The organism is Micromonospora sp. WMMD967, from assembly GCF_029626165.1.
In the GTDB taxonomy this organism is placed as follows: domain Bacteria; phylum Actinomycetota; class Actinomycetes; order Mycobacteriales; family Micromonosporaceae; genus Micromonospora; species Micromonospora taraxaci.
In genome coordinates, this window is the sequence record NZ_JARUBK010000001.1 from 280,518 (window position 1) to 293,516 (window position 12,999).

The window sequence follows — 12,999 nt, forward strand, 5'->3', positions numbered from 1 at the left end:
ACGATCAGGCCTTCGGCGCGAGGCTGAAGTCGATGATCTGCTCGGGGGTGATGTTCTGCTTCAGCGCGCCGGCGCCCTGCAGGATGGCGATGCTCTTTGCCACCCGGCCGCTGTCCAGGGTGCCGATCGCGGTGCCGGTGTTGCCGGAACGGACGTACGCGGCCATCAGCTCGAGCTCGGCGGCGGCGGCGACCGGGTTGGTGGCGTCGATGTTCTTCTTCAGGATGTCGCCGGCCTCCTTGGAGTTCGCCAGGCTGTACTCCAGGCCCTTGAGCAGCGCCGCGGTGAACCGCTTCACCATCTCGGGCTTCTCCTTGGCGATCTTCGAGGAGGTGATCAGCACGTTGCCGTAGAGGTCCTGCATCACGTTGCTGTACGGCAGCATGACGGCCTTCTTCTTGGCCACCGCCTCGATGGTCGGCTGGCCGACGACGAACTGGCCGATGCCGTCCACCGAGCCGGAGCCCAGCATGCCGATCAGGCCCTGCGCCTCACCGTTGACCCAGGTCACCTTGTTGACGTCCACACCGGCGAGCCGGGCGTACGTCGGGAACAGGTTGCGGACCACGGAACCGGGGGTGTCGGCGAGCTTCTTGCCCTCCAGGTCCTTCGGGGAGGCGATGTTCTTGCCCTCGACCGAGGCGATCCCGGCCATGGTGCGCTGCTGGATCGCGGCCACCACTGTGAAGTCCTTCGCCTGGCCGTTGCCGACCTGCAGCAGACTGCCGGTGAGGTCGACCGGGCCGAAGTCGGCCTGACCACCCACGATGGTCTGGATCACGCCGCCGGTGCCCTGACCGGGCTTGATCTCTACGTCGAAGCCAGCCTCCTTGAAGAAGCCCTTCTCCTTCGCCACCCAGGCGTAGGAGTCACGGCCGAAGTTGCCGAAGGAGGTGAGGTAGGTCACCTTCTCCAGGCTCTTGCTGTCGCCACCCTTGGCGTCGTCGGCCGAGTCCGACCCGCTGCTGCAGGCGGAGACAAAGGCGAGGGCGGTGGCCAGCGCGGCCGTAGCGACCGTACGGGTCAGCCTTCTCATCAAAGCACCATGTCCTTTCCGACCGGGCCTGACAGGCACCGGAGGGGTTGTCATGACGGGCCGGCGTGAGGGGCGGAAGCCGGCACCGCCGTCGTGGGGGGACTCTTCGCGGGCACAGCGTACGAGAAACCCACACTTGCGACGCCAGGTGCATCGGGTTGCGGAACGGAAACAACCTGACGACCACCCCGGACGGTGCGATACACGAACCGGCGGGCTAGCCTTTGTCGGATTCCTGACCGTCCACTCAGCGGAGGCCGCCGGAGATGATCCGACTGTCCGGAGTGTCCCGTACCTTCAAAGGCCGGTCCGGCCGGGTGGAGGCGCTGCGCGGCATCGACCTCGACGTCGCCGAGGGTGAGTTCGTCGCGGTCGTCGGCCGCTCCGGCTGCGGAAAGTCCACGCTGCTGCGGCTGATCGCCGGGCTGCTCCCGCTGACCGCCGGCGAGATCACCGTGGCCGGTACGCCGATCGCCCGCCCGCGCCAGGACATCGCCATGCTGTTCCAGAAGCCGGCGCTGCTGCCCTGGCGCACGGTGCTGGACAACGTGCTGCTGCCGGTGGAGATCTTCGGCTGGAGCCGCGCCAAGCACCGCGAGCGGGCCCGGCAACTGCTCGACGTGGCCGGTCTCGCCGGGTTCGAGAAGCGCCTGCCGCACGAACTCTCCGGCGGCATGCAGCAGCGGGTGTCGCTGTGCCGGTCGCTGATCGGCGAACCCCGGGTGATGCTGATGGACGAGCCGTTCTCCGCGCTCGACGCTCTCACCCGCGAGGAGCTGTCCGGCGAACTCCAGCGGGTGCACATGGAGAACAAGCCGACGATCGTCTTCGTCACCCACTCGATCGACGAGGCGGTGCTGCTCGCCGACCGGGTGGTCGTGCTGAGCCCTCGCCCCGGCCGGATCCGCAAGGTGCTCGACGTCGACATCCCCCGGCCCCGCACCCTGGGCCGCAACGCCCACCTGGCCGACGTCGCGCGGGTCAGCGCCGACCTCCACGAGCTGTTGATGGAACGCGACGAGCCGGCGGCGGCCGGCGCGGAAGGACGATGAACATGCGGGTGTCGGTCTTCACCGAACCCAATCGGGGCGCCACCTACGACACCCAACTTCGGTTCGCCCGACTGGTCGAGGCCTGCGGTTACGAGGGTTTCCTGCGCGCCGACCACTACCAGTCGATGGGCGCCGACCCGGGCCTGCCCGGCCCGACGGACGCCTGGCTGACCCTCGCCGCGCTGGCCCGCGAGACCGAACGGATCCGGCTCGGCACCCTGGTGACGTCGGCCACCTTCCGGCTGCCCGGTCCACTCGCGGTGATGGTCGCGCAGGTCGACCAGATGAGCGGCGGCCGCGTCGACCTGGGCATCGGCGCCGGCTGGTACGAGCGCGAGCACACCTCGTACGGCATTCCGTTCCCGGCGGTCGGCGAACGCTTCGACCGGCTGGCCGAACAGCTTGAGGTGATCACCGGGCTGTGGGGAACCCCGTCCGGCGAGACCTACAGCTTCACCGGCGACCACTACCGGTTGGTGGACGCGCCCGCCCTGCCCAAGCCGGTGCAGGTGCCCGGGCCGCCGATCATCGTCGGCGGTCGCGGGCCCAAACGCACCCCGGAGCTGGCCGCCCGGTACGCCGACGAGTTCAACATGCCGTTCAAGTCCGTCGCGGAGACCGCCGAGGCCTACGACCGGGTACGGGAGGCGTGCGAGCGCACCGGGCGGACGGAGTCCGGGCGGGCACCGCTGGTGCTCTCGGCCGGGATCGTCGTGGCCGTCGGCCGAACCGACGAGGAGGCCCGCCGGCGCGCGGCACCCCTGCACGAGAAGAGCGCGCTGCCCCCGGAGGACCCGGTGGTCGGCTCACCCGCGCAGCTCGCGCAGCGGATCGGCGAGTTCGCCGCGATCGGCGCCACCCGCGTACACCTCCGCCTGATCGACTTCGACGACCTCGACCACCTCGAACTGATCGCCGCCGAGGTGCTTCCCCAACTGGACGGAGAACGATGACCGACGTGATCGACGGGACCGAACTCGGCCCGGTGGGCCAGGAGATCGTGTTCGAGAACGACCGGGTCCGGGTCTGGCACATCCGCCTCGAGCCCGGCGAGCGGCAGCCGCTGCACCGGCATGACCACCCCTACCTGGTGGTGGCGATCGAGGGCGCGAAGAACGTCGTACAGACCGTGGACGGCACCCTGATCGACGCCGACGAACCCACCGGCGGCGTGGTCTACCGCGACCCGGGCGCAGTACATATGCTCACCAATGTCGGAGACACGACTTACCTGGCCCGGCTGGTCGAACTCAAGTAGACCCGCCGAGCGCGGGCCGGCGCGCCGCGCGGCGCGCCGGTGGCGGTCGGGTGTACCAGGTGCGTAACGTGCCCGACATGGCCTTTCGGACCTGGGGCAGACTGCTGCTCACGGCGCTCGGCGTGAGTGTGCTGGCCGGGGCCGGCCAGCTCGGCGTCGCGTACGGTTTCGGCATCGTCCGGCTGACCGGCGCCTTCACCGGTACGACCGTCAACCAGTGGCCGAGCCAGCTCGTCTGGGTTGGCTGGTTCGCCGCGAACGCCGCCGTCGTCGGTGCCGTCCTGACCGGACGCCTCGCTCGCCGCGACGCGCCGCCGCCCAGCACGGGCCGCCAGTTGGCGATCGGCGGTGCGGCGGCGCTCGGTGCCACAGTCATCGCTCCGCTCTGCATGCAGCCCGCCCGTGCCGCCGAGTTGATCTCGGTGGATCCGGTGTGGGCGGTGGGAATCTGCGCCGTCCTCGGCGCGGTGATCGGAGCGGGCGCGGCGATCGCTGTCCTGCTCCGGCCCGAGCTGGGCTGGAACATGGCGGCCGTCGCCGGCGCGGTCTGGCTGCTCGCACTGATCTCGGTGCTGCCGTCGCTCGGCACGACCGGCCCACTGCCGACGGTCCGGCTCGGCGTCCTTGAGCCGAGCTGGCTGGACGACGCCGCCGCGCAACGGCTGGCGCTGCTCCTGCTGCCCATCGTGGCGCTGCTGGCCGGCGGGGCGACCGCCGGGCTGGCCCGTTGGCGGGGCCAGGCGCCACTGGTCAGCGGAGCCACCGGAGTCGCCGGGCCGGTGCTGGTGGCATTCGCGTACCTGACCGCAGGCCCGGGTGACGCGGTGGACCGCTACCAGGCCACCCCCTACTACGCCTCCTTGATCGCGATCCTCGCCGGCGCGCTCGGCGCGGCGGCAGCCGCGCTGCTGCGGTGGCCGGCCGGCGCCCGTACCACGGGCCCGGAGGCGATCGAGCCCTCCGACATCCTGCGCCCGCTGCCCCCGGGCCCGGAACTGCCGGGCACGGCGTCGACGGATGCGCCGAACGGGCCGGCCGCCGCCGAACGCACCGCCGTGGAGCCGCCCACCGACACCAAGCCGGCCACCGTCGTCCCAGGTCCGTGGGCCGCCGAAGGCTCCGATGGTGTACGCACCGTCCCGGCCCACTGGGACTGGCCGACGACCACCGCGAGCGGCCAACACGGTCCGGCCCCCGCCACTGCGGCAACCCCTGACACGCTGACCAAGCCCGCATCCTGGCTGACCGATCCGACCGGTGAGTTCACCGCCGACACGCGGACCCGCAGGCCGATCCCGGAGGGGGACACCTCCTCGGCCGACACCGAGCGTCCGGCCACCACCGAGGTCAGCGGCCCGACCGACACCGCCGCACCCGGTGCAGCGGCGACCAGCACCGCCCCGACCAGCACCGCCCCGACCAGCACCGCCCCGACCAGCGCAGCAGCGACCGGTGCAGCAGCGACCGGTGCAGCGGCGGCCAGCGCGAAGGGCGGGCGCCCGGGTGCCGCCGCTCCGGCGGCCGGCTCTGCCGACGGCGAGCCGACCGACAGCTCGACACCACGCTCGGAGGGCCGACCCACCGACGGCCGGGGCGCCAGCACGACCAACGTCGGTTCGACCAGCGCCGGCACGACCAGCACAGGCACAACCGGTGCGGCCGGCGCAGTCGACAAGGGCAGGACCGGCGCGGTCGACGCAGTCGACAAGGGCACGACCGGCGCACTGAGCACAGGCATGGCCAGCACGGGCGTAGCCAGCACGGGCGCAGCCAGCACGGGCGCCGGTGATGCGGCGGCACCGCTCAAGCCACGCCGGACGCGTAAGCCGAAGGTCAGTTCGGAGGCCACACCTGACTCTCCTGGCGCCTCGCCGACCGAGTCGAGGGACACCGACGAGACGACCACCGGGCGCACCAGGAAGGTCACCCGGCCCGGCACGTCGGCCGACCGCACCGGTTTCGGCACCCCGGCCGACACTCCGGTGCTCAGCGACGCGAGCGGAGGCACAGCTTCCGACCCGGAGGCCAAGGCCTCCCCGACCCGCCCGACGGCAGCGAACTCGACCGTCGCACCCGGCACCACCGAGGCACCGGCCGCACCTGGCTCGGAGGCCGAGACGGCCAGCCCGCCGCGCACCACGGCCGCCAGCAAGAAGGACGCGGCCGACATCAGGAAGGCAGCAGCAGCGAAGCCCCAACCGGCCGCCAGCCCGACGTCGAAGGTGGCCGACCCGAAGGCGGGATCGCCGCGTACACCGGTCGGCGCAACCACGGACCCCACCGCGCCGCCGTCCGCGGCAACCACCGCGACACCGGCCACCGCAGCCGCCAGTTCCTCCGCGTCACCGGCGGACCCGCCCAGTGCGTCCGCTGCCGAACGGGCCGGCGACGCCGGCGACGCGCAGAAGGCCACGGAGGACCGTTCCACCGCTGGGCTGTTCGGGATCCCGACCTCCGGTAACTCGGACACCGACCGGTGGACGCCTGCACGATCGCCCTGGCCGGTCACCCCGGCCTGGACGGTGCCGCCGCAGGCGCCCGGGCAGGAGTCGACGGCTTCGGACGCGCCGACCGGGCCGGAGGCGTCGACCGATCAGATGCCGAGGCCGCGACACCGGGCGCCGCTGCCGGACCTGAGCCGGGCCAGCACCTGGAACGCCTTCGACACGAGCCGGCGTACCAGATCTGCCGAGTCGCCGGACCGTTCCAGCCCGGCCGACAGCAGCGCACCATCGTCTCCGTCCGAGAACCCGAGCGCCGTGGAGTTCCCGGTCGCGCCGGCCAGGGCCGGTTCCGCCGCCGACACCGACGACCCGGCCGGCGGCGATGCCACGCCGACGGCCGGCAAGGTGGCGGAACAGCCTTCCCGGCGCGGACGGCTCGGTGGCCTCTTCCGCCGCAACCGGTCCCGGAGCGAGGAGCACCAGGATCCGGAAGGCGCGACGGAGCCGCTGCCGGCTCAGGACGAGGAGTTCGTCGACTGGGTCGCGGGCCTGAGCAAGCCGGTGTCGGACAACGAGCCGGAGCAGGGGAACGCCCGCCGTTCGCTGCGCTCCACCGGCCGGCACCACCGCGAGTGAGACCTGCGTGATCCACTCGGGTTCACTGAAGTCGGGCCATCCCGAACGGCTGGACACCGCGACACCAGTGAACCCGAGTCGATCACCTGCCCGGCCGAGCCGACCAGGCGCGGCAGCACCGGGCCGGGCCGACCAGGCGCGGCCGAACCGGGCCGGGTCGCGCCGGCTGTCGCTCGGTCAGGCCAGCGGGAGGTAGACCCGGCCACCGCCGGAGACGAACTCCTCCGACTTGTCCTTCATGCCGCGTGCCGCGTACTCCTTGAGCTCCTGGGTGATCTTCATGGAGCAGAACTTCGGGCCGCACATCGAGCAGAAGTGCGCCGTCTTCGCCGGCTCGGCGGGCAGCGTCGCATCGTGGTACGACCGCGCGGTCTCCGGGTCCAGTGAGAGGTTGAACTGGTCCTCCCAGCGGAACTCGAACCGCGCCTTGGACAGCGCGTCGTCCCACGCCTGCGCCCCCGGGTGCCCCTTGGCCAGGTCCGCGGCGTGCGCGGCGATCTTGTACGCGATCACGCCCGCCTTCACGTCGTCGCGGTCCGGCAGGCCGAGGTGCTCCTTCGGGGTGACGTAGCAGAGCATCGCGGTGCCGAACATGCCGATCATCGCGGCGCCGATCGCCGAGGTGATGTGGTCGTAGGCCGGCGCGATGTCGGTGGTCAGCGGCCCGAGCGTGTAGAACGGCGCCTCGTGGCACCACTCCTGCTGGAGATCCACGTTCTCCTTGATCTTGTGCATCGGTACGTGACCCGGGCCCTCGATCATCACCTGGACGTCGTACTCCCAGGCGACCTTGGTGAGCTCGCCGAGGGTGCGCAGCTCGGCGAACTGCGCCTCGTCGTTGGCGTCCGCGATCGAACCGGGGCGCAGCCCGTCACCGAGGGAGAACGTCACGTCGTACTTCGCGAGGATCGCGCACAGCTCCGCGAAGTTGGTGTAGAGGAAGTTCTCCTCGTGGTGCGCCAGGCACCAGGCCGCCATGATCGAGCCGCCGCGCGACACGATCCCGGTGACCCGGTCCACGGCCAGCGGCACGTACGGCAGGAGCACGCCCGCGTGCACCGTCATGTAGTCCACGCCCTGCTCGGCCTGCTCGATGACGGTGTCCCGGAACACCTCCCAGCTCAGCTTCACCGGGTCGCCGCCGACCTTCTCCAGGGCCTGGTAGATCGGCACGGTCCCGATCGGCACCGGCGAGTTCCGCACGATCGCCTCCCGGGTCTCGTGGATCCGCTTACCGGTGGACAGGTCCATCACCGTGTCCGCGCCCCACCGGGTGGCCCAGGTCAGCTTCTCCACCTCCTCGGCCACCGATGAGCTGACCGCCGAGGTACCGATGTTGGCGTTCACCTTGACCAGGAACGCCTTGCCGATGATCGCCGGTTCACACTCCGGGTGGTTGACGTTGAGGGGCAGCACCGCCCGGCCGGCGGCGATCTCGGCGCGCACGAGTTCCGGGTCGACGTTCTCCCGGATCGCCACGAACTCCATCTCGGGCGTCACCACACCGGCCCGCGCGTACGCGAGCTGGGTGGGTCGACGACCGTCCACACCGGCCAGTGGAGTGCCCGCACCCCGTACCGGTGCCACGTCACCCCGCTCGGCGATCCACGGCCCTCGCAAGGCGGGCAACCCCACCGACGGGTCCGACCCCGGACCGGACGTGTCGTAGAGCCGCACCGGCGGATGGTCCCCGGTCAGCTCCACCTCCGCGAACGGCACCCGCACGTCCGGCCGGGAACCCTCGACGTACACCTTGCCTCGTGCCTGCATGACAGCCTCCCTGGTGATCAAGCGGACCAGCCGAAGTGGTTCAGCGGTCCGCGTCCCGCGCCCAGCTCCCAACTCCGCGCGCCATCCAGCGCGCGGAGCACGTACTCCTTGGCGGCCCCCACCGCCGCCGGCACCGGATCGCCCAGCGCGAGCCGCACCGCGATCGCCGCCGAGAACGAACACCCGGTGCCGTGGGTGTGCCGCGTGTCCACCCGTGGCGCGCGCAGCAGAGTGGTGACGCCGTCGCCGTGCAGCACGTCGACCGCCTCGCCGCCGTCCAGGTCGCCGCCGGTGACCACCACGTAGTCAGGTCCGCCGGCCGCGAGCGCCTCGGCGGCGACGACCATCCCGGCCACGTCGTCGACCGGGCGTCCGGTGATGGCCGCGGCCTCCGCGCAGTTCGGCGTCGCCACAGTGGCGTACGGCAGCAGCCGTTCCACAGCGCCCACCACGCCGAGCCGGTGACCACTGGTGGCGACCAGCACCGGGTCGACGACGAGGTGGGGCAGCCGGCCGGCCCGGGCCGCCTCGGCCACCGCGTCGGCGACGGCGGGGGTACCGAGCATTCCCGTCTTCACGGCGGCGACGGTGAAGTCGGCGAGCACGCTGTCCAACTGCTCGGTGACAGTGCGCGGAGGCATCGGCAGGACGGCGTCGACACCCCGGGTGTTCTGCGCGGTGACCGCCGTGAGGACGCTGGTGCCGTACGCGCCCAGCGCCGCGAAGACCTTGAGGTCGGCCTGGATTCCCGCGCCGCCGCCGGAGTCCGAGCCGGCGATGGTCAGCAGTGTTTGCGGGGTCATTTTCTTTCCCTGGTTGCGGTTGGGGGCTGCGGCCGACTTTTTGTGGTTGCGGTTGGGGGCTGCGGCCGACCGTGCCCACTCCGGGCGGTCAGGCTTGATCCCTGCGTGGGCACGGTCGGCCGCAGCCCTGACTCGGAGACCTGTGTGACCCCGCGCCGGGTTTGGGTCAGCACCGGGGTGACCGCCTCTACAAATGCGCTGGTCAGGCTCGCTGACGCCTCGGCGGGGTCTTGGGCTCGCATGATCGCGCCAAGGACGGCTACGCCTGCTGCTCCCGCCTTGACGCAGGCGGTTACGTGTTCTGGTGTCTCGACTCCGCCGAGGGCGAGCAGGGGCACCGGGCTGGCGCGGACCAGGTTGCCCAGCGCCGCAACACCCAGGGGTGGGCCATAGCCCGGTTTTGTCTTCGTATGCCAGACCGGGGAGACCGTGGCGTAGTGCTCGGTGGTCAGGCGGGTCAGCTCGTTCTCGTCGTGGCAGGAGCGGCCGACCACCGTGTGGGTCGGTGGTGGGTACGGGCCGGCGGCCGGGAGGTGGACAGCGTCGCCCCCGAGCGGGTCGGGACCGGCCACGACGAGGGTCCCGCCGACGTCGGCGAGGATCGCGCGCAGGTCGGCGGCCAGGGCGGCGCGTTCGGCGCGGGGCAGGTCCTTCTCCCGCAGCACCACCCAGCGCACTCCCCCGGCGACGGCTCCCGCCACGACCCGGTCGAGCCCGCCCTGCGCCACGAGCCGGTCGGTGAGAACAACAACCCCCAACGGGATCTTGGCAGGAACGGGCCCCTCCAGGGGCGGATTGCTTCCAAGATCTGCCGCCGGGCGGGATGCCGGGTGGGAAGCTGAGGGGGCGCGCCCGTCGGGCCCGGTCACAGGTCGGGTCTTCCCTCGTCGGGAGTGGAGGCGAGCGCGTGGAAACGTCGGGCGATCCGGCCGGCCCCGGCGGCCAGGTGTCCCGCCTCGACCGCGTACCGCATCGCGGTCGCCATCGCCACCGGGTCGGCGGCCCGGGTGACGGCGCTGGCCAGCAGCACCCCGTCGCAGCCCAACTCCATGGCCAGGGCGGCGTCGGAGGCGGTGCCGATGCCCGCATCGAGGATCACCGGCACGTCCACGCCCTGCCGGATGAGCCGGATGTGGTGCGGGTTGCCGATGCCGAGCCCCGAGCCGATCGGTGAGCCGGCCGGCATCACCGCCGCGCAGCCCACGTCGGCGAGGCGGCGGGCCAGCACCGGGTCGTCGCTGGTGTACGGCAGCACTGTGAAGCCGTCGGCGACCAGCTCCTCGGCGGCGCGGAGCAACTCCACCCCGTCGGGCAGCAGCGTGCGCTCGTCGCCGATCACCTCCAACTTGACCCAGTCCGTGTCGAACGCGTCCCGGGCCAGCCGGGCCACCTTGACCGCCTCGGTCGCGGTGTGGCAGCCGGCGGTGTTCGGCAGCAGTCGTACCCCGCACCGGTCCAGCAGGTCCAACAGTCCGCCGCTGGAGCCGGGCGCGGTGCCCACCCGACGCAACGCGAGCGTGACCAGCTCGGTGCCGGACGCCCGGATCGCCTGCTCCAGGACGTGCAGGTTCGCTGCGCCGCCGGTGCCGAGGATCAGCCGCGAGGTGAACGTCTCCCCGCCCAGTTCGAACGACATGCCGCTCACCCGCCCTGCGCCGCGGTGAGCACCTCGACCCGGTCGCCGTCGCGCAACGCCGTGGCCGGCCAACCCGCGCGGGGTACGACCTCCCCGTTGACAGCGACCGCCACCCCACGCTGTTCGGGCACGATGTCGCGCACCAGGTCGGCGACGGACGTGCCGCCGGGCACGTCGCGTCCGGCTCCGTTGACCGTCAACTCCACTGGTCCCCCTCCGTGGTGCGATCAGGGCTGCCGCCGGCTGTCAGGCCGAGAAACCGGTCGGCCCGGAACGGCGCGAGCAGCGGGTCGGTCACGCCGTCGAGCACCAGGTCCGCGATGAGGTCGGCGGTGATCGGGGCGAGCACGATGCCGTGCCGGTGATGCCCGGTGGCGGCCAGGACGTCCGGTCGGCCGGGCAGCGGCCCGAGGATCGGCGCGTTGTCCGGCGTACCCGGGCGCAGCCCGGCAACGGCCTCGACCAGGTCGTACTCGGCCAGTTCCGGCAGCAGGTCGACTCCGGCGCGGAGCAGCCGCTGCACGGCACCGGCGGTGACTGTGGTGTCCGCCCGTTCCTCGACGGTCGCGCCGAGCACGACCTCCCCGTCGGCACGGGGCACGAGGTAGACGGGTTCGCCGTCGGCGTACCCCCGGATCACGTGCCGGAAGCCCGGCGCGACGCCGTCGGGCGCACGGAGCCGGAGGATCTGGCCCTTGACCGGCCGCACCGGCAGACCGGTGAGTGCCGCGGCGCCGCAGCCGGCGGCGACCACCGTCACCCGAGCGTCCACGTCGGACAACTGCCGAACCGGTTGCGGCACCAGCGCCGCGCCGGCCTGCTGCGCCGCCGCGCGCAGTGCCGGCACCAGCAGCCGTGGGTCCACCTGGTGGTCGGTGGGCGCGAGCGCGCCGCCGCGCACCCTCGGGGCGAGCGCCGGCTCGCGGTCGCGCAGCTCGCTGGGGCGCAGCGGGGTCACCGGCAGACCCAACCCCTGTTGGTACGCCCACAGCCGGCGCGCCTCGGCCAGGTCGTCGCCGGTCAGGCCGACCATCAGGGTGCCCTCGGTCCGGTAGCCGATGTCGACGCCGGTCATCTCGGTCACCTCGGCGGCGAAGCCCGGCCAGCGCTCAGCGGAGGCCAGGAGCAGGTCGGTCAACTGCCGCTCACCGAAGTACGCCTCGGCGACCGGGGAGAGCATGCCGGCGGCCACCGCGGAGGCCCCCGAACCGGGTGCCGGATCGTGTACGACCACCCGCAGCCCTCGGGCGGCGCAGCGCCAGGCGATGGACAGCCCGATCGGTCCCGCCCCCACCACCGCCACATCCGGCCGGACCCGGTCGCGCGACGGCGGTGACGGGAACCGGCCGGTCAGCACGTCAGCGCCTCGATCAGCTGGGCCGTCGCCCGCACGGGATCGGCGGCAGCGGAGAGGGCACCGACGACCGCCACCCCGTACGCGCCGGCCGCCCGCAGCGCCGGCACCCGCGCGGCGGTCACTCCGCCGATCGCGATGACCGGCACGTCGACGGCGTCGACGACGGCGCGTACCCCGGCGGGCCCGATGGGATCGGGTAGGCCGGACTTGGTGCTGGTGGTGTGGCACGGCCCGACGCCCAGGTAGCTGGCTCCGGCCGCGACCGCCTCGCTGGCCGTGCCCGGAGCGCGGGCGGTGGCGCCGAGCACTCCGGCGGGGCCGAGCACCCGGCGGGCGGCGGCGACCGGCAGGTCGTCGGCACCGACGTGCCCGCCGGCGGCACCGACCGCGAGCGCCACGTGCAACCGGTCGTTGACCAGGCAGGTCGCCTCGTACGGGTCGCAGAGCGCCAGCACCCGCCGGGCCAGGTCGTACGCCTCGCGGTCGGTGGCGGAATCCTCGACCCGGACCTGCACCACCAGGTCGGCACGGGCGGCCGTGAGGGCGGCCCGGACCACTGTGAGCGGGTCACGCCCGGGTCGGGTGTCGGTGATCAGATGCAGTCGCCCCAGGTACGGCACGGCAACACTCCTCCCTGCGCCGGCATTACCCGGATCAGGTTCGACGGTCGGGGGCTGTCAGCCCCCCTCTCAGCCCGGTGCACCGGGCTCCCGTGGGTTACTTGCGTGTCACCGTACGACAGTTCCGTCGGTCTGCCAAGGCGGGTTCGGCGGCGTCCGGGCCGGCCGCGACGAGCAAGATCGATGGGGCACTTCATACGGTCCTGTTCGGAATGTCGCCCGCCGTTGCAGAACCGTTACCCGTCTGCATCTTGCCCGACATCGAGCCAGCCGAATTAATTTGTTCAGCGATTCGACAAAATGTCGGTGGGGGCACCCTGGCACGGCGTCACCACCGGCTCCATGAGGGAGGGCGTTCGGCGAGCCGACTCCCGCGAGCTCTGTCAC

The 12,999-nt window shown here is 72.4% G+C and carries 12 protein-coding genes and 1 riboswitch; of the genes, 4 read left to right on the plus strand and 8 right to left on the minus strand.

Annotated elements, in window-relative coordinates; genetic code table 11:
* Positions 1-4: 4 nt before the first annotated feature.
* Positions 5-1,036 carry an ABC transporter substrate-binding protein gene (locus O7631_RS01315; protein ID WP_269682323.1) on the minus strand — a complete coding sequence of 344 codons (1,032 nt, stop codon included), beginning with the start codon at positions 1,034-1,036 and terminating at the stop codon, positions 5-7.
* A gap of 266 nt (positions 1,037-1,302) precedes the next feature.
* Here O7631_RS01315 and O7631_RS01320 point away from each other — a divergent pair, with 266 nt between their 5' ends.
* From O7631_RS01320 to O7631_RS01335, 4 genes are all read left to right on the plus strand, one after another.
* Positions 1,303-2,088: an ABC transporter ATP-binding protein gene (locus O7631_RS01320; RefSeq protein WP_278142665.1), complete on the plus strand. Its 786-nt coding sequence runs from the start codon at positions 1,303-1,305 to the stop codon at positions 2,086-2,088.
* 2 nt (positions 2,089-2,090) lie between these two features.
* Positions 2,091-3,041: an LLM class F420-dependent oxidoreductase gene (locus tag O7631_RS01325; RefSeq protein ID WP_278142666.1), complete on the plus strand. Its 951-nt coding sequence runs from the start codon at positions 2,091-2,093 to the stop codon at positions 3,039-3,041.
* Positions 3,038-3,346: a cupin gene (locus tag O7631_RS01330; protein WP_278142667.1), complete on the plus strand. Its 309-nt coding sequence runs from the start codon at positions 3,038-3,040 to the stop codon at positions 3,344-3,346. The genes O7631_RS01325 and O7631_RS01330 overlap by 4 nt, the downstream gene beginning before the upstream one ends.
* A 77-nt stretch (positions 3,347-3,423) precedes the next feature.
* On the plus strand, positions 3,424-6,426 hold the full coding sequence (locus tag O7631_RS01335; protein ID WP_278142668.1) for a hypothetical protein: 3,003 nt from the start codon (positions 3,424-3,426) through the stop codon (positions 6,424-6,426).
* 177 nt (positions 6,427-6,603) lie between these two features.
* Here the strand turns inward: O7631_RS01335 and thiC are convergent, their stop codons facing one another.
* The 7 genes from thiC to thiE all read right to left on the minus strand — a co-directional run bounded on the left by thiC (position 6,604) and on the right by thiE (position 12,612).
* The gene (gene thiC / locus O7631_RS01340) at positions 6,604-8,196 is read right to left on the minus strand and encodes a phosphomethylpyrimidine synthase ThiC (RefSeq protein WP_269682320.1); all 1,593 of its coding nucleotides are present in this window, start codon (positions 8,194-8,196) and stop codon (positions 6,604-6,606) included.
* Positions 8,197-8,213: 17 nt separating this feature from the next.
* On the minus strand, positions 8,214-8,999 hold the full coding sequence (thiD, locus tag O7631_RS01345; protein WP_278142669.1) for a bifunctional hydroxymethylpyrimidine kinase/phosphomethylpyrimidine kinase: 786 nt from the start codon (positions 8,997-8,999) through the stop codon (positions 8,214-8,216).
* On the minus strand, positions 8,996-9,763 hold the full coding sequence (locus tag O7631_RS01350) for a thiamine phosphate synthase (RefSeq protein ID WP_347403534.1): 768 nt from the start codon (positions 9,761-9,763) through the stop codon (positions 8,996-8,998). The genes thiD and O7631_RS01350 overlap by 4 nt, the downstream gene beginning before the upstream one ends.
* A 101-nt stretch (positions 9,764-9,864) precedes the next feature.
* A complete protein-coding gene (locus tag O7631_RS01355) occupies positions 9,865-10,644 on the minus strand; it encodes a thiazole synthase (RefSeq protein WP_278142671.1) in 780 nt (259 codons plus the stop codon).
* The gene (thiS, locus tag O7631_RS01360) at positions 10,641-10,841 is read right to left on the minus strand and encodes a sulfur carrier protein ThiS (protein ID WP_278142672.1); all 201 of its coding nucleotides are present in this window, start codon (positions 10,839-10,841) and stop codon (positions 10,641-10,643) included. The genes O7631_RS01355 and thiS overlap by 4 nt, the downstream gene beginning before the upstream one ends.
* Positions 10,832-11,989 (minus strand): glycine oxidase ThiO, encoded by a 1,158-nt coding sequence (gene thiO, locus O7631_RS01365; protein ID WP_278147811.1) that lies wholly within the window; start codon positions 11,987-11,989, stop codon positions 10,832-10,834. Before thiO ends, thiS begins: the two co-directional genes overlap by 10 nt.
* A complete protein-coding gene (gene thiE / locus O7631_RS01370) occupies positions 11,986-12,612 on the minus strand; it encodes a thiamine phosphate synthase (RefSeq protein ID WP_278142673.1) in 627 nt (208 codons plus the stop codon). Before thiE ends, thiO begins: the two co-directional genes overlap by 4 nt.
* Positions 12,607-12,716: riboswitch (TPP riboswitch) on the minus strand. It overlaps the preceding gene by 6 nt.
* Between the last annotated feature and the right edge of the window lie 283 nt (positions 12,717-12,999).